General features: G+C 54.2%; 19 protein-coding genes. 11 read left to right on the forward strand and 8 right to left on the reverse strand.

The annotated features are described in order from the left end of the window. Positions 1 to 47 precede the first annotated feature (47 nt). Positions 48 to 398, forward strand: coding sequence for a DUF3147 family protein (locus tag ACMGGR_RS08920; protein ID WP_246759673.1), 351 nt, complete (start codon positions 48 to 50; stop codon positions 396 to 398). Positions 399 to 488: 90 nt separating this feature from the next. On the opposite strand, the gene ribA is transcribed toward ACMGGR_RS08920, so the two are convergent. Continuing rightward, on the reverse strand, positions 489 to 1,082 hold the full coding sequence (ribA, locus tag ACMGGR_RS08925; RefSeq protein WP_246759671.1) for a GTP cyclohydrolase II: 594 nt from the start codon (positions 1,080 to 1,082) through the stop codon (positions 489 to 491). Positions 1,083 to 1,302: 220 nt separating this feature from the next. Between ribA and pgpB the strand changes: the two genes are divergently transcribed. The 5 genes from pgpB to yciH all read left to right on the forward strand — a co-directional run bounded on the left by pgpB (position 1,303) and on the right by yciH (position 5,001). Further along, positions 1,303 to 2,064: a phosphatidylglycerophosphatase B gene (pgpB, locus tag ACMGGR_RS08930; RefSeq protein WP_414148674.1), complete on the forward strand. Its 762-nt coding sequence runs from the start codon at positions 1,303 to 1,305 to the stop codon at positions 2,062 to 2,064. A 133-nt stretch (positions 2,065 to 2,197) separates the two neighbouring features. Further along, positions 2,198 to 2,506 (forward strand): LapA family protein, encoded by a 309-nt coding sequence (locus ACMGGR_RS08935; protein ID WP_246759668.1) that lies wholly within the window; start codon positions 2,198 to 2,200, stop codon positions 2,504 to 2,506. Between the two features lie 6 nt (positions 2,507 to 2,512). Next, positions 2,513 to 3,682 carry a lipopolysaccharide assembly protein LapB gene (gene lapB / locus ACMGGR_RS08940; protein WP_246759667.1) on the forward strand — a complete coding sequence of 390 codons (1,170 nt, stop codon included), beginning with the start codon at positions 2,513 to 2,515 and terminating at the stop codon, positions 3,680 to 3,682. Between the two features lie 180 nt (positions 3,683 to 3,862). Next, complete coding sequence (gene pyrF / locus ACMGGR_RS08945) at positions 3,863 to 4,624, forward strand: orotidine-5'-phosphate decarboxylase (protein WP_414148935.1); 762 nt, start codon at positions 3,863 to 3,865, stop codon at positions 4,622 to 4,624. Next, a complete protein-coding gene (gene yciH / locus ACMGGR_RS08950) occupies positions 4,624 to 5,001 on the forward strand; it encodes a stress response translation initiation inhibitor YciH (protein ID WP_414148675.1) in 378 nt (125 codons plus the stop codon). The genes pyrF and yciH overlap by 1 nt, the downstream gene beginning before the upstream one ends. On the opposite strand, the gene osmB is transcribed toward yciH, so the two are convergent. Next, on the reverse strand, positions 4,991 to 5,209 hold the full coding sequence (gene osmB, locus ACMGGR_RS08955) for an osmotically-inducible lipoprotein OsmB (protein WP_246759664.1): 219 nt from the start codon (positions 5,207 to 5,209) through the stop codon (positions 4,991 to 4,993). The two genes, yciH and osmB, sit on opposite strands and share 11 nt — an antisense overlap. A gap of 385 nt (positions 5,210 to 5,594) precedes the next feature. On the opposite strand from osmB, the gene ACMGGR_RS08960 reads away from it, so the two are divergent. After that, on the forward strand, positions 5,595 to 6,296 hold the full coding sequence (locus ACMGGR_RS08960; RefSeq protein WP_246759663.1) for an L-ribulose-5-phosphate 4-epimerase: 702 nt from the start codon (positions 5,595 to 5,597) through the stop codon (positions 6,294 to 6,296). A 196-nt stretch (positions 6,297 to 6,492) separates the two neighbouring features. Further along, complete coding sequence (locus ACMGGR_RS08965; protein ID WP_246759661.1) at positions 6,493 to 7,362, forward strand: crotonase/enoyl-CoA hydratase family protein; 870 nt, start codon at positions 6,493 to 6,495, stop codon at positions 7,360 to 7,362. On the opposite strand, the gene pdeR is transcribed toward ACMGGR_RS08965, so the two are convergent. From pdeR to ACMGGR_RS08985, 4 genes are all read right to left on the reverse strand, one after another. Then, positions 7,359 to 9,338 carry a cyclic di-GMP phosphodiesterase gene (gene pdeR / locus ACMGGR_RS08970; protein ID WP_414148676.1) on the reverse strand — a complete coding sequence of 660 codons (1,980 nt, stop codon included), beginning with the start codon at positions 9,336 to 9,338 and terminating at the stop codon, positions 7,359 to 7,361. The genes ACMGGR_RS08965 and pdeR overlap by 4 nt on opposite strands. A 159-nt stretch (positions 9,339 to 9,497) precedes the next feature. Next, positions 9,498 to 9,788 carry a YbdD/YjiX family protein gene (locus ACMGGR_RS08975; RefSeq protein WP_414148677.1) on the reverse strand — a complete coding sequence of 97 codons (291 nt, stop codon included), beginning with the start codon at positions 9,786 to 9,788 and terminating at the stop codon, positions 9,498 to 9,500. Then, positions 9,781 to 11,847, reverse strand: coding sequence for a carbon starvation CstA family protein (locus ACMGGR_RS08980; RefSeq protein WP_414148678.1), 2,067 nt, complete (start codon positions 11,845 to 11,847; stop codon positions 9,781 to 9,783). Before ACMGGR_RS08980 ends, ACMGGR_RS08975 begins: the two co-directional genes overlap by 8 nt. Before the next feature lie 144 nt (positions 11,848 to 11,991). Then, a complete protein-coding gene (locus ACMGGR_RS08985) occupies positions 11,992 to 12,876 on the reverse strand; it encodes a LysR substrate-binding domain-containing protein (RefSeq protein WP_414148679.1) in 885 nt (294 codons plus the stop codon). 155 nt (positions 12,877 to 13,031) lie between these two features. On the opposite strand from ACMGGR_RS08985, the gene ACMGGR_RS08990 reads away from it, so the two are divergent. Continuing rightward, positions 13,032 to 13,757 carry an SDR family oxidoreductase gene (locus ACMGGR_RS08990; protein WP_414148680.1) on the forward strand — a complete coding sequence of 242 codons (726 nt, stop codon included), beginning with the start codon at positions 13,032 to 13,034 and terminating at the stop codon, positions 13,755 to 13,757. 103 nt (positions 13,758 to 13,860) lie between these two features. Here the strand turns inward: ACMGGR_RS08990 and ACMGGR_RS08995 are convergent, their stop codons facing one another. Beyond that, on the reverse strand, positions 13,861 to 15,795 hold the full coding sequence (locus ACMGGR_RS08995; RefSeq protein ID WP_414148681.1) for an exoribonuclease II: 1,935 nt from the start codon (positions 15,793 to 15,795) through the stop codon (positions 13,861 to 13,863). Between the two features lie 382 nt (positions 15,796 to 16,177). Between ACMGGR_RS08995 and ACMGGR_RS09000 the strand changes: the two genes are divergently transcribed. After that, positions 16,178 to 16,393 (forward strand): hypothetical protein, encoded by a 216-nt coding sequence (locus tag ACMGGR_RS09000; RefSeq protein ID WP_246759653.1) that lies wholly within the window; start codon positions 16,178 to 16,180, stop codon positions 16,391 to 16,393. 3 nt (positions 16,394 to 16,396) lie between these two features. Continuing rightward, positions 16,397 to 17,236, forward strand: a complete 840-nt coding sequence (locus ACMGGR_RS09005; protein WP_414148682.1) for a hypothetical protein — start codon at positions 16,397 to 16,399, stop codon at positions 17,234 to 17,236. A 68-nt stretch (positions 17,237 to 17,304) separates the two neighbouring features. Here the strand turns inward: ACMGGR_RS09005 and ACMGGR_RS09010 are convergent, their stop codons facing one another. Continuing rightward, complete coding sequence (locus ACMGGR_RS09010; RefSeq protein ID WP_414148683.1) at positions 17,305 to 19,611, reverse strand: FdhF/YdeP family oxidoreductase; 2,307 nt, start codon at positions 19,609 to 19,611, stop codon at positions 17,305 to 17,307. Positions 19,612 to 19,691: the final 80 nt, after the last annotated feature.

The following is a 19,691-nucleotide window of genomic DNA, read 5'->3' on the forward strand; positions in this document are numbered from 1 at the left end:
TGTGCTGGCGATAAAATAATGCTTCCGATAACCGACCTGAGGGTGTGATGTACTGGGTAATCATTAAATATGCTATTACGGCCGGTATGGTAGTGCTGATATCCGAAGTAGCAAAACGCAGCGACAGGCTTGGCGGGCTGGTCGCGGCGCTGCCGCTGGTCACGGTACTGGTGCTTATCTGGATGAAGCTGGAAGGGCAGAGCCAGGCAAAAATCGCCAGCCATGCCTGGTATACCTTCTGGTATGTAGTGCCTACACTGCCAATGTTTGTGCTGTTTCCCTTTCTTTATCAGCGCTGGGGATTCTGGCCAACGCTTGCCGCCAGTTGCGCGCTAACCGTGGTTATCTTTTTACTGTGGGCAGGGGTGCTGCGCCGTTTTGGCATTGTATTAATGTAGGAAAATTGCGACTGACGGGTGCAGCCGGAGCCAAAGCGCATCACTTTCAGACGCGCTTTGGCTCCGGTAGCACCCGGCAAAAAGGGAGATTTACTCTTTTGACAGCAGGTGGCCCATTTTCGCGGCCTTGGTATCCAGATAGTGCGCGTTTTCAGGATTACGCCCGACAATCAGCGGCACGCGCTCCACGATATTGATGCCCGCTTCGCTAAGGATTTCGACCTTACGCGGATTATTGGTCAGCAAACGCACTTCATTTACGCCGAGCAGTTTGAACATATCCGCGCACAGGGTAAAGTCGCGCTCGTCGGCAGCAAAGCCGAGCTGGTGGTTAGCCTCTACCGTATCAAAGCCTTTGTCCTGCAATGCATAGGCGCGGATCTTATTCAGCAAGCCAATATTGCGTCCTTCCTGGCGGTGATAGAGCAGCACGCCGCGGCCTTCTTCCGCAATATGATTCAGCGCCGCTTCCAGCTGAAAGCCGCAGTCGCAGCGCAGGCTGAACAGCGCATCGCCCGTCAGGCATTCTGAATGCACGCGGGATAAAACCGCTTCGCTGTCCGTAATATCGCCATAAACCAGCGCTACGTGATCGTGACCCGTCGCCAGTTCTTCAAAACCAACCATAAGGAAATCTCCCCACGGCGTGGGCAGTTTGGCTTCTGCTACCCTTTTAAGCTGCATGTGACTCTCCAGAAACATCAGGGTTTGCGCTAATTTTGCGCCGTCAATAAGCTGACATCATTCATAATAGTTATATTGCCATAATCGGCACCGGGACAGGTAATCTCTTCGAGCGATTGTTTTCATCGCGTGCGATTAACCGCATTCCAGTCAGTATGTTATTATTTTTTATCATAATGTCGTATGAAAGGCATTTCATCGTAAAAACTCAGGGAGCGCTATGTTCGACATCGCTAAACGTACTACGCTGGCGGCCTTGCTGCTGCTGATCATGCCCGTAGGCATTCTGCTCTCAGGCTGGAAGTGGCAACCAGGTGAAATCGGCTTTGGCCACAAGATGCTGTTCTGGCTAACCGAAACGGTAACCAGTCCCTGGGGAGCGCTAACCAGCGCCGTGCTTTGCGCCTGGTTTTTATGGTGCATTCGCTATCGGCTTAAGCCTGCCATTGTGCTGCTGCTGATTATGGTTGCGGCCATTCTGGCCGGGCAGTACACCAAAACCTTTATCAAAGATCAGGTGCGGGAACCACGCCCCTACGTGCTGTGGCTTGAGCAACATCACGGGCTGAATGAACAGGCTTTTTATGAGAAAAACCGTCGGCAGCGTAGCGTGGAGGTGCGTGAAGCTATTGCCAGCGATGCTCGTCTTCCTGACTGGCTTAAAAAACACTGGGAATTTGAGACCGGCTACGCTTTTCCTTCCGGGCATACCATGTTTGCCGCCAGCTGGGCGCTGCTGGCCGTCGGATTGCTCTGGCCACGCCGCCGCATCGTAACCATGTTTGTGCTGGTGGCCTGGGCCATTGGCGTCATGGGGAGCCGGCTGGCGCTGGGGATGCACTGGCCACGCGATCTTATCACCTCAACCCTAATCAGCTGGGTTCTGGTCACGCTGGCAACATGGCTGGTGCAGCGCTATTGCGGGCCTCTGACCGTGCCGCCGCAGGAAGAGCACGAAATAAGCGAACGCGACGAAGCATGATTGTGTTGCGAATATTTGCCCCCATAAACTTAGCCTGCGCGGTTATTTCATGCGCCCCTGACGTAACAGGCAAGCAACAGGGCTAATTTTTTGGCATAATTCATCTGGTTATCACCAGACTATGGGACGGACTGTGAAATACTTGCTGATTTTTTTACTGGTTTTAGTGATCTTTATTATCTCCATCACGCTGGGAGCGCATAACGATCAGGTTGTCACCTTCAACTATCTGCTGGCGCAGGGGCAATATCGGGTGTCGACGCTTCTGGCAACGCTGTTTGCTGCGGGTTTCCTGATCGGCTGGGCAATTTGCGGTCTGTTCTGGCTGCGGCTTCGCGTCGCGCTGGCCAATTCGCAACGTAAACTGAAACGTCTTCAGCAAAAGCTGGGTCAGGCAGAAGAGTCGGCGACGCCGCCTTCCGTGCCTGCCGTTAAGGAATAACACCCTATGTTGGAACTGCTGTTTCTGTTACTGCCCGTTGCCGCAGCCTATGGTTGGTATATGGGACGCAGAAGCGCACAGCAGGAGAAACAGCAGGAGGCGAGCCGCCTGTCACGCGATTACGTGGCCGGGGTTAACTTTCTGCTCTCCAATCAGCAGGATAAAGCGGTCGATCTCTTTCTGGATATGCTGAAAGAAGACAGCGGCACGGTTGAGGCGCATCTGACGCTGGGCAACCTGTTTCGCTCGCGCGGGGAAGTTGACCGCGCCATCCGTATTCATCAGGCGTTGATGGAAAGTGCCTCGCTGACCTATGACCAGCGCCTGCTCGCTATTCAACAGCTGGGGCGCGATTACATGGCCGCCGGCTTCTACGATCGTGCTGAAGAGATGTTTAGTCAGCTTACTGACGAAACGGATTTCCGCATTAGCGCGTTGCAACAGCTGCTGCTGATCCACCAGGCGACCAGCGACTGGCCAAAGGCAATTGAAGTCGCTGAAAGGCTGGTGAAGCTGGGCAAAGAGAAGCAGCGAATGGAGATTGCCCACTTTTATTGCGAGCTGGCGCTACAGGCCATGGGCAGCGACGATCTCGATCGGGCGATGGGGCTGCTGAAAAAAGGGGAGGCTGCCGACAGGCAGAGCGCGCGCGTCTCCATTATGATGGGGCGCATCCATATGGCGAAGGGCGAGTATGCCAAAGCCGTAGAATTCTTGCAGCGCGTGATTGAGCAGGATAAAGAGCTGGTCAGCGAAACGCTGGAGATGCTGGAAACCTGCTATCAGCAGCTGCAACAGCCGCAGGCGTGGGCGGAATACCTGCAGCGCTGCGTGGAAGAAAACACCGGTGCCGTAGCTGAGCTTTACCTCTCCGATATTATTGAACACGACGAGGGTGGAGAAGTCGCCCAGCTTTATATTAACCGCCAGCTACAGCGTCATCCGACCATGCGCGTGTTCCACCGCCTGATGGATTATCACCTTCACGAAGCGGAAGACGGCAGGGCAAAAGAGAGCCTGATGGTGCTGCGCGACATGGTTGGCGAACAGATCCGCACCAAGCCGCGCTACCGCTGCCATAAGTGCGGTTTTACGGCCCATGCGCTTTACTGGCACTGTCCATCCTGTCGCGCATGGTCATCGGTCAAGCCTATCCGCGGGCTTGATGGCCAGTAGTAACCTAAGGCCAGCGCCAGCGCTGGTCTTTTTAATCGCCGCCAAATAGTTACAACATACTAAATAACCTTTGCCACAATCTCTTCGCCTGACGCATCTGTGTGGTCTAAAGCCAGCCAGGGCCAGAAAGGAAAAAGCGCGGGCTAAACTGTGAATTTAATGACGCCGCAGGTAGAATGCTTGCCGTTTGTCTTTCGCACCTGGCGGTGCTCTATTTCAGAGGGTTTTACTATGCAATCACCTCACGGCTCCCGGATCCTGGTGGCACTGGACTATGCTAATCACGCCAGCGCCATGGCATTTGTTGACCGCATTGACCCAGGCAGCTGTCGCCTGAAGGTAGGCAAAGAGATGTTTACGCTGTTTGGTCCGCAGCTGGTACGGGATCTCCAGCAGCGCGGCTTTGAGGTGTTTCTCGATCTGAAATTCCATGATATTCCCAATACCACCGCGCACGCCGTGGCGGCCGCAGCCGATCTTGGCGTGTGGATGGTTAATGTACACGCCAGCGGCGGCGCGCGTATGATGACGGCCGCGCGTGAGGCGCTGCTGCCGTTTGGCAAAGATGCCCCCTTGCTGATTGCCGTCACCGTACTGACCAGTATGGAAGCAGAGGATTTACGCGGCATTGGTATCGAACTTTCGCCAGCCGATCATGCAGAACGTCTGGCGCGTCTGACCCAACAATGCGGCCTGGATGGCGTAGTCTGTTCAGCGCAGGAAGCCGCTCGCTTTAAGCAGGCGCTGGGCAGTGATTTCAGGCTGGTTACGCCCGGAATTCGTCCGGCCGGCAGCGAAGCGGGCGATCAGCGGCGCATTATGACGCCGCAGCAGGCTCTGCAGGCTGGCGTGGATTATATGGTGATTGGTCGTCCGGTGACCCAGGCTGCAAACCCTGCCGCCGCGCTGAATGCCATTCTGGCATCTCTTCAGGAGGCATAATGGCCGATAACAATAGCCGTCTGGTTTATTCCACCGAAACCGGACGTATAGATGAACCAAAAGAAGCCGCACCGCGCCCGAAAGGTGACGGTATCGTGCGTATTCAGCGCCAGACCAGCGGACGTAAAGGCAAAGGTGTCTGCCTGGTTACCGGACTGGATTTAGCAGATGCAGAGCTGGAAAAACTGGCGGCGGAGCTGAAGAAAAAATGCGGCTGCGGTGGGGCAGTGAAAGAAGGCGTCATTGAAATTCAGGGCGACAAACGAGATTTGTTAAAGACGCTGCTGGAAGCAAAAGGCATGAAGGTAAAACTGGCCGGGGCTAGCTTACAGGGCCGCAGTGAAGTACTGCGGCCCACTCTACGCGTTAGCGGCTGATCTGATGGCCGATAATCCCACCTACCGCCGCGCCACCAACCGTGCCCAGTCCGCTGCCGTTAGACAGAATTGAACCGCCAATTGCACCGGCGCCTGCGCCGATAGCCGTGTTGCGATCGCGCTTTGACCAGTGCGAACATCCGCTCAAAGAAAGCGCCAGCGTGGCGGCCAACAGGCCAGCGGTAATACGTTTCATTGTTACTGTCATAGTCACTTCTCCATTCATTGCTGCTGCAGGAATAGCATTATAAGTATAGTGGCGAACCCGCTCTTTCGACCCGCGAACGGACGTATCATTAGTGCTTTATCTCACGAAAACGTAACAACGCCGTAAAATATCGCGGGCAGGGAGCGCCGCTTTTCATCTTATACGTACGGCAATACCGTCACATTTGTTAAGTTTAAGACTTATTTCTGTAAAGATATTGCTGGCACGTATTCTAAGCATAGCCGATTGTCTTCACAGGTAAAAAATCTTAATTTCCAGCGGTAAATAAAGTACCCAGCCAGTTTCTGCCACACATCCAGCGATCGCCTCCATACCGCGAATAAGCGCCTGCGGGGACAATGGTGAAAAAAGTGGAGGAAACAATATGCTGGAAGATCTGAAAAAACAGGTGCTGGAAGCCAACCTGGCGCTGCCTCGCCATGGGCTGGTGGTCTTTACGTGGGGCAACGTCAGCGCTATCGATCGCGAAAGCGGCCTGATGGTGATCAAACCTTCCGGCGTCAGCTACGAGGCAATGAAAGCTGAAGATATGGTGGTCGTTGACCTGGAAAGCGGCGAGGTCAAAGAAGGGCAGCTGCGTCCTTCTTCCGATACCGCTACGCACCGCGCACTCTATCTCGCCTGGCCTGAAGTAGGCAGCATCGTCCATACGCATTCGCGCCACGCCACTATCTGGGCACAGGCAGGCAAAGAGATCCCTGCATGGGGCACCACGCATGCCGATGACTTTTATGGCGCGGTTCCCTGTACACGCCAGATGACGCCCGCAGAAATTGGCGGGAAATATGAATGGGAAACTGGCCAGGTAATTATCGAAACTTTTCGGCAGAAAGAGCTGGATCCGCTGGCAATTCCCGCCGTGCTGGTCAACTCTCACGGGCCATTCTGCTGGGGAAAAACGCCGGAGCAGGCTGTGCACTCCGCCGTGGTACTGGAAGAAGTTGCCTATATGGGGATTTATAGCCAGCTCTTAACGCCTGCGCTACCCGCCATCCAGCAGCCGCTGCTGGACTGTCACTATTTGCGCAAGCACGGCAGTCAGGCATGGTATGGTCAGGCAAAGTAAATAAATGAAGAAAAATAATATAATCTTTATCCGGGTTTAACGGTGGCGATATTCTTAATTTTCCTGGCGAATTAGCCGTTGTACCGCCGGTAAGGGAAATAATTAACCTTAAAAATCAATAGAAAGTTTAGCCTTCTCAGACTCTGCATTACGCTTGTGGCGCGCTTAAGCGCACCCATAAACAGAGGATGAGAATATGACCGTAATTAATCAAACTACCTGCAGGCTGTTTAGCGAAGCTGGACAAACAACTCAACTTTCAGCCTACTACGAGGAAGGAAGACGCACATTATGGATGATGCTGCGCGCACAGCCGCGGCCCAGCTTCAATCACGAGCTAATCGAAGAGATCATGAATCTGAGCTATGCGGCCCAGCGTTCCGGTTTACCGATAGACTTTTGGGTAACCGGCTCGCTGGTGCCGACCATGTTTAACGCGGGCGGCGATCTGCGTTTCTTCGTGGAATCGATTAAAAATGGACGGCGTGAAGCGCTGCGTGCCTACGCACGCGCGTGCGTTGACTGCATACACGCAGCGGCTAAAGGTTTTGATACCGGGGCCGTGACCATCGCTATGATTGAAGGTAGCGCGCTTGGCGGCGGTTTTGAGGCTGCCCTGGCGCACCATTTCATTCTGGCACAGGACACGGCGCGGATGGGCTTTCCTGAAATCGCCTTTAACCTGTTTCCGGGCATGGGCGGCTATTCACTGGTCGCCCGTCGTGCGGGTATGAAGCTGGCGGAAGAGCTGATTTGTGAAGGCGAGTCGCATTCGGCGGAATGGTTTGAAACGCGCGGTCTGGTCGATCGGCTGTTCCAGCCGGGCGAGGGCTATCAAACCACCCGTACTTTTATCGATACCATGAAGCCTAAACTCAACGGCGTCAGGGCGATGTTAAAAGCGCGTCAGCGCGTACTTCAGCTGACGCGGGCGGAACTGATGGATATTACAGAAGACTGGGTAGATTTTGCCTTTTCTATCGAACCCAAGGATATCGCCTATATGGAGCGGCTGGTTCAGCTGCAGGATCGCCACAGCGCGCAGGTCATGCGTAAAGCAGGCTAACCGTCACGTTTTGCCAGCCACTGCTCCAGCTCGGCTGCGGGCATAGGCCTGGCGTATAAAAAACCCTGGCGAGCATCAACACCGCTCGCCAGGATAAAGGCTTCTTCCTCCAGCGTTTCAATTCCTTCAGCGATAACCTCTAAATTCAGCGCTTTGGCCACCGCCACGATAGCCCGTACCAGCGACTGGGAAACGGGTTGCTCATTCACATCGCGAATAAAGCTTTGATCGAGCTTAATGGCGTTAATCGGCACGCGCGCCAGCTGGGAAAGTGACGAATAGCCTGTGCCAAAATCATCAAGGTGAACCTGCGCGCCCAGCTGTTGAAACTGCTTCATTAACGTCAGCGCCTGCTTTTCGTTTTCAATCAGACAGCTTTCGGTTAGCTCAATATCGACAGGGCAGTCTGTCAGTCTGGCTTTATTGAGCGCCTGTTGCAGATCGGTATAAATAGATTCATCGATAAGCTGACGCGGCGAGACGTTAACGGCCACGCGCAGATCGATGCCTTTTTTGCGCCACGCCAGAATCTGCGCCAGCGCCGTCAGCATTACCCAGCGACCAAGCGGCACAATCAGGCCGGACTCTTCGGCGTACGAGATAAAGTCGGCTGGCGAGACCAAGCCCCGTTCCGGCGAAATCCAGCGAACCAGCGCCTCGACGCTGTGCACTTCACCCGCCTTATTCAGCTTGGGCTGATAATGGATAATCAGCTGATCCTGCTCCAGCGCCTTACGTAAATTGGTATCCAGCCACAGATACTCGAACACGCGCTTATTCATTTCCGCCGCAAAAATACAGAACTTGCCGCGGCCGCTCTCCTTCGCGGTATACATGGCGGTATCCGCGTTGCGGATCAGGCTTTCGCGATCTTCGCCATGCTGCGGGCTCAGCGCGATACCGATTGAACAGCCGGAATAGACCTCAATCAAACCGATGCGGAAAGGCTGCTTCAGCCGGTCCAGGATGCGGGTAGACATCGCCTCCAGCTCGGCCTGCGTGGTGCCAATAGCCAGCACCAGAAACTCATCGCCGCCCAGCCGCGCCAGCGTTTGGTCTCCGCCAAGACAGCTGAGGATAGCCAGCGAAACGGCTTTAAGCAGCTGGTCGCCGAACATGTGGCCGTAGGCGTCGTTGACCTTTTTAAAATTATCCAGGTCGAGATAAACAATGCCGATCTGCTGCGGCGTTTCCTTCTCCAGCGCCTCGGCGATGGCGTTATTGATGGCGTTACGGTTAGGCAGGCCGGTAATGCTGTCGGTATTCGCCAGCACGCGCAAACGCTCCTGCGCGCGGCGCTCTTCCGTAATATCCGTGCCGGAGCAGATGAGATAAATTTCATTCTTGCCGCTGCCGCTGTGCACAAACTTGTTTCTGAACAAAAATAAACGCTGACCCTGACGAGTTTTTACCCAGCGTTCGACCTCATAGGAGTTGCCGTCGCGGTAAAAACCACTGATGTTGCGGCGCGACGACGCCGCTTCCTGACGAGTCATAAACAGCTGAAACACGTTACGACCAATCACTTCCTGCTCTTTCAGGCCGGTATACTCTTCACTCTTACGGTTAAAGCGCTGGATATTGCCGCGCTGATCGAGGATCACAATCACCGAATTGGCTTCTGATACTACCTGTTCAGCAAAAGAGAGGCCCAGCGCCAGATCGCGCGCCACGCTCTCGGTATCGCCCCAGGCAGAAGCGCTACCGGCCCATTCCGTCTGGTTGACGCGTCGCCCGACCAGATGCATGGACTGAGGCTCACCATACAGGTAAACCGTAAGATTCACGCTGGAGGTAATAACCGTCATCGCACGCAGCTGATTAGCCTGTGACGACGTTAAGGGGATAACTACGTGTGTGTCAGCCGATTCATCCTCAGCAAATAAAAGAGCGTCACTGTCGGACTTTAAACGCCAATGAGGGCTGTTAGTACCAAACCAGGTATAAAGTAATGATTGCCCTTGCTCATCGGTCATCAGATTTCTCCCTGGAGAATGCAATACAGGCTGTATCTTCTTATTTTAGCAACAGTATTCGGCAAACAGCAGAATCTCAAGCGCAATGTTGAAGATATTTTTTATGCCGTGAATTAACCGGGACAAAAACGCCCCCGATAGCGGCATCGGGGGCAATAGTTAACAGGGACATTTACCTAACTTTCCTGCCTTGCCAGGAAAGCGCGCCTCCAGGCAGTAACGGTGAAACTCTTTCTCCGTCATAGGCTTAAGATGGCTCTGGCGCTGCTGCATATGGCGTAAATAATTTTGATAGTCCTGAACGCCAACCATCAGACGAAAACATTGCGCCACGCGTGTTAACAGCAAACGTAATGTTAATGTTTCTTTTGTTACAGCCGCTGACAGAGGACGACAGCGCTGGATACGCAGCGGACGTTTTATTCGACAGGCAAAAACGTATTCAGACACGATGCACCTCATTTCTCAAAGAGATTTTCGCTTCATGCACGCCAGGCAAAGGATTTTTCAGCGCGCGCCGAATCACAAAGAAAGCCGCGACGAGCATGGTTACCGCAACCAGCATAAAAAAGGCGCAAAGCGCTGCGTTAATTTGATTGCTGAGCACAATGGTCTGCATATCCGCAATGGATTTAGCTGGCGCGATAATCTGCCCATTTTCAATGCCCAGGGAAAATTTCCGCGCCTGAGCCAGAAAACCGATAGCGGGTTTTTCATGAAAAATTTTCTGCCAGCCCGCATACATTGAAGTAATAAAGAGCCAGGCCGTAGGCAGAATCGTTACCCACGCGTAGCGCTGCTTTTTCATCTTAAACAGCACCACGGTGCCGAGGATCAGCGCCATTGAAGCCAGCATCTGGTTACCAATGCCAAACAGCGGCCACAGCGTATTGATTCCGCCAAGCGGATCGACCACGCCCTGATAAACAAAAAAACCCCAGCCGGCGACGGCGACGGCAGTGCCCGCCAGATTGCCGAGCCAGGAACGATTATTCGCCAGCGATGGCACGACGGTACCTGCCAGATCCTGCACCATAAAACGGCAGGCGCGCGTTCCGGCATCGACGGCGGTCAAAATAAACAGCGCTTCAAAAAGAATGGCAAAGTGATACCAGAACGCCATCATCGCGCGGCTGTTAAACACATCGGTAATGATATGCGCCATACCCACGGCGAAGGTTGGCGCGCCGCCAGCACGAGAAAGAATAGTCGCTTCGCCCACGTCTCTGGCAATGCCGCTCAGCATCTCTGGCGTAACCACAAAGCCCCAGCCGTTGATGGCCTGCGACGCGGATTCAACGGTCGAGCCAATCAGCGCCGCAGGCGAGTTCATGGCAAAATAGACGCCGGGCTCAATCACCGAGGCGCAGATCAGCGCCATAATGGCGACAAAGGACTCCATCAGCATCGCGCCGTAGCCAATCATGCGAATATGGCTTTCTCGTTCAATCAGTTTAGGCGTGGTACCGCTGGACACCAGTGCATGAAAGCCGGAGATAGCGCCGCAGGCGATAGTAATAAACAGAAAAGGGAACAGGCTGCCGGAAAAGACCGGGCCGCTACCGTCGATAAAACGCGTGACGGCGGGCATTTTCATTTCAGGCATGGCAAACAGGATGCCTATTGCCAGCCCGACGATAACGCCAATTTTCAGAAAGGTAGACAAATAGTCGCGCGGTGCCAGCAGCAGCCAGACCGGCAGAACGGAAGCGACGAAGCCATAAACCACCAGCACCCACGTTAGCGTGGTACCTTTCAGCGTAAAAAAAGGCCCCCAGAACGGATGCAGCGCGATATTGCCGCCGTACAGAATAGCGGCCATCATCAGCACAAAGCCAATCAGCGAAACCTCAGCGATTTTACCGGGCCGTAAAAAGCGCATATAGACGCCCATAAACAGCGCAATGGGAATAGTCGCGGCAATAGTAAATAATCCCCATGGACTGTTGGCCAGGGCCTTAACGACCACTAACGCCAGCGCAGAGAGAATAATAATCATCACGCCCAGCGCGCCGAGCATGGTGACAACGCCCGCAAAAGCGCCCAGCTCCTGTTTTGCCATTTCGCCCAGCGAACGTCCGTCGCGCCGGGTAGAAATAAACAAAATCAGGAAATCCTGCACCGCGCCTGCCAGCATGACGCCGATCAGGATCCACAAGGTTCCGGGCAGAAACCCCATCTGCGCGACCAGAATTGGCCCGACCAGCGGCCCCGCCCCGGCAATGGCGGCAAAATGATGGCCGAACAGCACCCATTTATTGGTAGGCACGTAATCCAGACCGTCATTTAACCGCTCGGCAGGCGTCAGGCGACGGTCATCCAGCTCAAACACCTTATCGGCAATAAAACGGCTGTAGAAGCGCCAGGCGATGCTGTAGCAGGCAACGGCTGCCACCACCAGCCATAGCGCGTTAACGTGTTCGCCGCGGCTCAGCGCCAGCATGGCAAATGCCCCCGCGCCGATAATGGCCACGCCGGTCCAGACGATGGCCGATTTAACTTTGCTCATGACAAAATTCCTTGTTATCTCCCAGAGAGGTAACGTAGAAAGTAATGTTGATAGTTTGTTAGTGAAAGCGGGGCGAGAGAGAAGTGTGAGGCAGACGGTTTTTTCGCGGTTGCGCGGCCTCAGCCAGAGAGGTTGTGCCGAAAATCATCGACGTGTTTCAGCAAGAAAATCTACGAAAGCGCGCAGCGGTGCAGACATAAAGCGACTGGAAAAATAGAGCCACGGGCCTTCAAATTCGGTCCACCATTCGGGCAGCACCGCTATCAGATCGCCGCTTTGCAAGTGCGGCTGCAACCAGTTTTCAAAGGTGGCGATTACGCCATTGCCGCTGCGCGCCAGGTCAATAGCGGCGGCGGCCCCGTTGACCCCAATCGTTAAGCGGGCAGAAGGATTGATGCTGACCGTTTTACCGTTTCGCTTAAAATCCCAGGCGACCAGCGCGCCGCTGGAAAACCTCAGGCGTATACAGTCGTGCTCAAGCAGATCCGTAGGATGCAAAGGCAAGCCGCGTACGGTCAGATAAGCGGGGGAAGCGGCCAGCGCCAGGAGCTGCGTTCTGGGGCCGACGGGAACGGCGATAGTATCCTTGGCCAGATGTTCGCCATAGCGAATGCCCGCGTCACAGCCTGCGGAAGTCACATCAACCAGCCGGTCATCGACCATAATTTCTACCTGTAGCTGCGGATGGCTTGCAAGAAAGCGTTCCAGCAGCGGCGGCAGAATGTCAACCATCACCGCGCCCGTCACGTTTAGCTTCAGCACGCCACGCACGCTCTGCTGTGAACTGGCTACATCCTGTAGCGCCACGCGCATTTCGGACAGTAGGGGAGAAACGCGATCTGCCAGCGCGCGTCCTGCGTCCGTTGGCATTACGCTACGGGTAGTACGGATCAGCAACGGCACGCCAAGACTCTTTTCCAGTGCGGTAATCCTTTCGCTAACGGTCGACGGAGAAAGGTTCAGCTGTCTGGCCGCCGCCCGAAAACTCTTCTGTTCGAAAACCGCGAGAAATACCGTTAAATCCTGCATGCCAGCTCAATCCTTATTGTTCGCCACAGCGATCAGGCTATTCGCTTTTGCCCCCGTTATCAAACAGTGCCGCGCAGGCTATAACGTTAAGACCAGGGGACAGCACAGCGGGCAGAGGGTGCAAAGCGCCTCATAACATCATCGTGGAGACTGAAATGAGCAAAAAAAATGTTGTCATCACCGGCGCAAACAAAAGCATCGGCTTTGAAACGGCCCGGCAGCTGGGGCAGCTGGGCTACCATATCTGGCTGGGAAGCCGCGATGAAGGCCGTGGCCGCGCTGCGGTAGCCAGCCTGACGGCGGAAAATATCGATGCCCGGCTGGTGGTGGTGGATGTTACGCAGGATAACAGCGTGAGGGCAGCGGCTGAGCGTATCCTGAACGAAGATGGCCGGCTGGACGTTTTGATTAACAACGCCGGTATTTCGGGCGCACAGCCCGTATTGCCCAGCAGGCAAAGCATTGCGGATATTCAAAGCGTTTACGAGACGAACGTCTTCGGCGCAATACGCATGACCCAAACCTTTTTGCCGCTGCTTAAAGCGGCTGGCGATGCCCATGTCGTCATGGTCAGCAGCGGCTTAGGTTCGCTAAGCTGGGTTACCGATCTGACGCATCCTTATGCCAAAGTTGAGGCAATGGGCTACACCAGTTCGAAAACGGCCCTGAACGCGGTTACCGTCGCCTTTGCTAAAGAGCTGGCACCGTTTGGCATCAGCGTTAACGCTGTCGATCCCGGCTATACCGCAACCGATTTTAACGGGCACACAGGCTACAGAACCGTTGCCCAGGCCGCTGCGGGTATCGTCTGGCTGCTGGATCCTGAACATGCTGCGGGCACTGCCGGGTTTTATTTTGACGGCGAGCGTGCGCCCTGGTGACAATTTACTGTCGGGACGAAGGTAAAAGGGGAAAGCGAAGGGGGATTAAGAACGTGACGAGGGAAGAGAACAGGCGGGAAAGTGCTCCCGCCTGTTTAAGCTATCAGGCTACCGGACGCGCCACGATGCTGCGGGTTTCCATACGAACTTCCGCAATAGTGACTTCGATCTGGTCGGTGACGCGGTACACCACTTCACCTTTGATCTGCACGGTGCCGTTTTCCTGACTACACACCAGCTCATCACGCACCGCGTGAATGAATGGCGCAGGGATAAAGGCGACGGCGCCATTATCGGTCAGGCGAACACGCATACCGCCGCGAGAGACGTCAATGACTTCTGCCGCAAAACGCTGGTCGGTGCCGGCCGCTTTCTCCAGAAAACGGGAGTAGAGCCAGTCGCCCACGTCACGCTCTGCCATACGGTTCAGACGACGACGCTCGCTCATCTTCACGGTAATCTCGTCATGCGGACGCGTGGCCGCTTCGCCTTTGATCATCGCTTTCAGCAGGCGATGGTTAATCATATCGCCATACTTACGGATCGGTGAGGTCCAGGTCGCATAGGCTTCCAGTCCCAGACCAAAGTGCGGGCCTGGCTCAATGCCGATTTCGGCAAAGGACTGGAAACGACGAATGCGGCTGTCGAGGAACTGGGTCGGCTGCGCGTCCAGCTCGCGACGCAGCACGCGGAAGCCTTCCAGCGTTGCGATGGCCTGCGGGTCGACCTTCACGCCGTGGTTTTCCAGCACGCTGGCGGCCTGTTCAGCATTCACCAGGTCAAAACCGTGATGAATGTTGTAGATACCAAAGCCCAGCTTGTCACGCAGCACGGTGGCGGCGCAGATATTGGCGGTGATCATCGCTTCTTCAACGATGCGGTTAGCGATGCGGCGATGCTCGGCAATAATATCCAGCACTTCGCCTTTCTCGCCCAGCAGGAAGCGGAAGTCCGGACGATCCTTAAAGACCAGCGCATGGGTTTTACGCCATTCGCTGCGCGCCAGGCACAGCTGGTGCAGCAGGCGGATCTGCTCAGCAATCGCTTCGCTTTCCGGCTGCCACTCGCCGCTGTTTTCCAGCCAGTCAGAAACGTTGTCGTAGGCCAGTTTGGCTTTAGACTCGATCCAGGCCGCAAAAAACTGGGTATCTTCGCCCAGCGTGCCGTCGGCTGCCACGGTTACGCGGCAGGCCAGCACCGGACGACGCTCGTTTGGTCGCAGCGAGCAAACATTGTCAGACAGCTCGCGGGGCAGCATCGGGATATTAAAGCCCGGCAGATAATTGGTAAACGAACGCTCGGCGGCGATAGCATCCAGCTCGCTGTCGGCAGCGACAAAGGCGGTAGGATCGGCGATAGCAATGGTCAAACGCAGCTGGCCTTCCGGCAGCGCTTCAACGTAGAGCGCATCGTCCATATCTTCAGTGCTGGCGCTGTCGATAGTGACAAAATCCAGCCCGGTCAGATCTTCCCGTTCCAGCTGCTCATCCAGCATTTCGCCGGTAGCCGCCTGCGGCGCTTCACGTTCCAGGTTATGACGAGAAAGCGTGACCCACCACGGCGCCAGATGGTCGTCAGCGTTGGTGATAAACGTGGTCAGCTCGGCATAGAAAGTGCGGTCGCCTTTCAGCGGATGGCGTTTCATCTCCGCTACGGCCCAGTCGCCAGCCTGAAAATCATGCTTGCAGTTACGATCGGGACGGCACTGGATAGCGTCTTTCAGCAGCGGATGATCGGGAACGATGGAAAGACGGTCGTCTTTCTTGTGCACGCGGCCCACAAAACGCGTCAGAAAAGGCTCAACGAGTTTTTCCGGATCGGCGACTTCACGATCCTTATCGGTTTGCAGCACCGCAATAATACGGTCGCCGTGCATGACTTTTTTCATAAACGGCGGCGGAATAAAATAGCTTTTCTGTGCATCGACTTCCAGAAAGCCGAAGCCTTTTTCGGTGCCTTTTACCACACCTTCAACACGCGGCGTCTGGGAGTGGAGTTTCTCTTTGAGCTGCGCGAGCAGCGGGTTATCCTGGAACATAATCTCAACGTTTTCGTGGCCTAAGAGCGGCAGACAGTTTTACGCGATTAACCGTCTCGCGGCAAGTAAAAAGCCGGATTGGGAAATCGGGATAAACAGCGTCAAAAGCTTTTGGCGCTCTGTGATAAGGGTTACAATTTATCAGGATAAAAAGCCGGAAGCGTGAAGGCAGCAAAAGCAAAACGTGCCTCCGGCAGGGCGGCTTTGGCAAAAAGGGTTGCCTGAGCTGCTGCTTTATTATACACAATGGGGCAGCAGGCCAGCCTGTAGCCGGTTGTGATGTTCTATACTTTAGAAAAAACGGTCCGGCTCTCTTTTTCCGGGACTGATTTAAAAGGATTTTTTAAATCTTGTACTACGTTATAAAAGCAGGGAGGTTTTTATGTCCGTGGCGCATAAATTATATGGTACAACAGCAATGTTTAGCTCAAAAGAAAGATTAACCAAGGCTTTGAAAGATAACCGTAACAACTACACCATCAGCCGGGATGGTTACGTTTCTCTTAATATGAATAACGCCGACGTTGTCAAAGCGCTTGAAGAGCAGATCAAAAAAATGGCTAACATACAGGAAGAGCCGCAGCGACAACGGAACTAGCTGATGAACACTATCATCGTGGCGATTGTGCTGATTAGCGGCTACCTGTTTGTGACGCAGTCCGTTCCCTCCAGATATATCTTTAAGCGTTCCGCAGGCTGGGACGCTTATTTTTATGTGGCGGCCTGGGGCGTGCTTTTTACTATTTCCGCCTGGCTGATTTGCTCGGCGCTGAGCATTGTGGGTGCCTTCCGCTGGAGCTATAGCTTTCTTCTGTCCCACGGTATTATTGATAAAACGATACTGAACCGCGTTTTTCCTCTCTCTCCGGCGCTGGAATTTAAGTTTGCTGATTTAAAGTTCGCCTTCTTTGGTATTATCTCGATGCTGCTGGCGTGGTGTGTGGGTAGGCTGAAGCAGTGGTGGGTATACAGAAAAGAAGATCGCTGGATTGATGCGCTAGTAAAAGCCGTCCATCACGATCCGCTTGAAAGCCTGCTGATTGAAGCCGCCGTACGAAACTTTCCCGTTATTATCACTCTTAAATCCCGTAAATTTTATGTCGGCATCGTTGAATGTCCCCGCTTTGAACACGGCAAGGCCGATTTTTTGCAGTTGCTGCCTCTGTTAAGCGGCTATCGCAAAGAAGATACGCTGACTATTCACGTCACGACTAACTATAAGCGGCACTATATTGATAACGGCATTATCGGTGGCGTTAGCGGTTCTGCCGTTACGCTGGATGATTTCAGAACGCTTATTCCTAAAGAGGAAGTAGAAGGGATATCGTTATTTGATACGGATACCTATACAAAATTCAAAGAAAAAGAAAAGGAAGATAGCGCCCGCAGCGATACGTTAACTCCTTCTCCCACCGACGCGGAACCCGCCGATAAAAATTGAAGATGAGTTTGTTAAAAGCGAAAAGCCGGGATTGCTCCCGGCTTAGTTTACTCTGACCGCGTTGTTAATCAGGCAATGCGCAGGCCTGCTTTCGCCTCGGACAAGGTGATTTTTACCGGTACGGATTTTGACGTTGGCGTACCGCTGCCGTCACCAAAGCTGGAAAGGGGAACCAGCGGGTTCGTTTCCGGATAGTAAGCCGCCAGGTTGCCTTGTGGAATGTTGTAAGGCACCAGCTTAAAGTCGGTAACTTTACGTGTGATCCCATCGTTCCACAGCGTTTCAATATCCACGTTGTCGCCCGCAGAAAGGCCCAGCTTCGCCATGTCATCCGGATGGATAAACAGCACTTCGCGCTGGCCGTACACGCCACGGTAACGGTCATCGAGGCCGTAAATCGTGGTGTTGTACTGGTCGTGTGAACGCAGCGTTTGCAGCGTAAACGGCACTTCCACATCCAGCTGCGGGAACAGCGAATCCGGCAGGCTGGCGGCGCTGAACTGCGCTTTGTTGTTTAACGTATTGAAACGGAACTCCGCCGCCGCGTTGCCCAGATAGAAACCACCTTTGATTTCACACTTCGCATTAAAATCGGCAAAGCCCGGAATGGTTGCGGCGATATGGTCACGGATCAGATTGTAATCCGCAGCCAGGCCCAGCCAGTCCACTTTCTCTGAACCCAGTACGGCGTGCGCGATACCGGCAACGATAGCCGTTTCAGAACGCTGAGTATCAGCAATAGGTTTACCCACGCCTTCAGAGGCGTGAACCATGCTGAACGAGTCTTCTACGGTAATAAACTGCGGACCGCTGGCCTGAATATCCTGTTCGGTACGACCCAGCGTTGGCAGGATCAGCGCATCTTTCGCGCCGGGGCACAGGTGGCTACGGTTCAGCTTGGTGCTGATCTGCACGGTCAGGCCACAGCGCCTTAACGCTTCTTCGGTACGTGGGCTATCAGGCGCAGCAGCGGCAAGGTTACCACCCAGCGCAATCAGCACCTTGATTTCATCGCGCAGCATCGCTTCCAGCGCTTCTACGGTGTTATGACCGATTTCGCGCGGCGGCTCAAAGCCAAAGTGGCTGCCCAGGCTGTCGAGAAAAGCTTTAGATGGCTTTTCATCGATACCCATGGTGCGGTTACCCTGAACGTTACTGTGTCCGCGCACCGGGCAAAGGCCTGCGCCTTTTTTACCCAGCTGGCCAAACAGCAGCTGCAGGTTAACGATTTCACGCACGGTATCCACAGAGTGTTTATGCTGCGTAACGCCCATTGCCCAGGTACAGATTACGCGTTCTGCGCTCTGGTAGATGGCGGCGGCTTCGCGGATCTGCTGCTCGGTCAGGCCAGACTGCTGCACAATGTGCGACCATTCCGTAGCGGCAACGGCGGCAAGGTATGCCTCCATCCCCTCGGTTTTTGCATTAATAAAGACTTCGTCAAACAGGCCCGGCTCACCGGCGGCAATGCGCGCAAAGTGGGTTTCCGCCAGCGCTTTTACCATACCGCGCACCGCTGCCATATCACCGCCTAAATTTGGCTGATAATAGGTAGAGCTGATGGTGCCCGCTTTGCTGGTCACCACTTCCAGCGGTTTTTGAGGATCGGCAAAGCGTTCCAGACCGCGTTCGCGCAGGGTATTAAAGGTAACAATTTTTGCGCCGTGATCGGCAGCATGACGCAGGCTGTGCAGCATGCGTGGGTGGTTAGTACCCGGGTTCTGTCCGAAAACGAAAATGGCATCTGCATGATCAAAGTCATCCAGACGGATGGTGCCTTTACCTACGCCAATGCTGCGCTTCAAGCCGGTACCGCTGGCTTCGTGGCACATATTAGAGCAGTCAGGGAAGTTGTTGCTGCCGTTCATGCGGCCAAACAGCTGGTAAAGCCAGGAGGCTTCGTTACTGGCGCGACCAGAAGTGTAAAGCTCCATCTGGTCAGGGTTGTCCATCGCTTTGATATGGCTGGCGATCAGGGCAAACGCATCGTCCCAGCTAATCGGCTCATAATGGTCGGTTTCGCGGTTGTAGCGCAGCGGCTCGGTCAGGCGACCCTGGTATTCCAGGAAGTAATCGCTCTGCTTATAAAGTGCAGAAACGCTATGTTGTGCAAAAAAGCCGGCATCAATAAAACGGCGCGTCGCTTCCCAGGTCACGGCCTTGGCGCCGTTCTCACAGAAGCTAAACGTACTTTTATTATCATCGCCCCAGGCGCAGCCGGGACAGTCAAAGCCTTTTGCCTTGTTCATACGCATCAGGTTGCGCATATTTTTCAGAACTTGCTTGCTGTCAAAAACGAAGCGGGTCGTTGCTTCCAGGGATCCCCAGCCGCCCGCCGCCGCCTGGTAGGGTTTGATTGCAGTTTTAAATTTCATATTGCTTCGCAGGTGATGTGAATGTTTTTGTCTTGTTAAGAAGTTATTGCTTCTTTTATCGGCACAGTCTGTGACTTCTT

Source organism: Erwinia sp. BNK-24-b (genome assembly GCF_047456155.1).
Classification (GTDB): Bacteria; Pseudomonadota; Gammaproteobacteria; order Enterobacterales; family Enterobacteriaceae; genus Erwinia; species Erwinia phyllosphaerae.

Coding starts and splice junctions, on each gene's coding strand:
- ACMGGR_RS08920 (WP_246759673.1), top strand. CDS start 48: ATGTACTGGGTAATCATTAAATATGCTATTACGGCCGGTATGGTAGTG.
- ribA (WP_246759671.1), bottom strand. CDS start 1,082: ATGCAGCTTAAAAGGGTAGCAGAAGCCAAACTGCCCACGCCGTGGGGA.
- pgpB (WP_414148674.1), top strand. CDS start 1,303: ATGTTCGACATCGCTAAACGTACTACGCTGGCGGCCTTGCTGCTGCTG.
- lapB (WP_246759667.1), top strand. CDS start 2,513: ATGTTGGAACTGCTGTTTCTGTTACTGCCCGTTGCCGCAGCCTATGGT.
- yciH (WP_414148675.1), top strand. CDS start 4,624: ATGGCCGATAACAATAGCCGTCTGGTTTATTCCACCGAAACCGGACGT.
- osmB (WP_246759664.1), bottom strand. CDS start 5,209: ATGACAGTAACAATGAAACGTATTACCGCTGGCCTGTTGGCCGCCACG.
- ACMGGR_RS08960 (WP_246759663.1), top strand. CDS start 5,595: ATGCTGGAAGATCTGAAAAAACAGGTGCTGGAAGCCAACCTGGCGCTG.
- ACMGGR_RS08965 (WP_246759661.1), top strand. CDS start 6,493: ATGACCGTAATTAATCAAACTACCTGCAGGCTGTTTAGCGAAGCTGGA.
- pdeR (WP_414148676.1), bottom strand. CDS start 9,338: ATGACCGATGAGCAAGGGCAATCATTACTTTATACCTGGTTTGGTACT.
- ACMGGR_RS08980 (WP_414148678.1), bottom strand. CDS start 11,847: ATGAGCAAAGTTAAATCGGCCATCGTCTGGACCGGCGTGGCCATTATC.
- ACMGGR_RS08985 (WP_414148679.1), bottom strand. CDS start 12,876: ATGCAGGATTTAACGGTATTTCTCGCGGTTTTCGAACAGAAGAGTTTT.
- ACMGGR_RS08990 (WP_414148680.1), top strand. CDS start 13,032: ATGAGCAAAAAAAATGTTGTCATCACCGGCGCAAACAAAAGCATCGGC.
- ACMGGR_RS08995 (WP_414148681.1), bottom strand. CDS start 15,795: ATGTTCCAGGATAACCCGCTGCTCGCGCAGCTCAAAGAGAAACTCCAC.
- ACMGGR_RS09000 (WP_246759653.1), top strand. CDS start 16,178: ATGTCCGTGGCGCATAAATTATATGGTACAACAGCAATGTTTAGCTCA.
- ACMGGR_RS09005 (WP_414148682.1), top strand. CDS start 16,397: ATGAACACTATCATCGTGGCGATTGTGCTGATTAGCGGCTACCTGTTT.
- ACMGGR_RS09010 (WP_414148683.1), bottom strand. CDS start 19,611: ATGAAATTTAAAACTGCAATCAAACCCTACCAGGCGGCGGCGGGCGGC.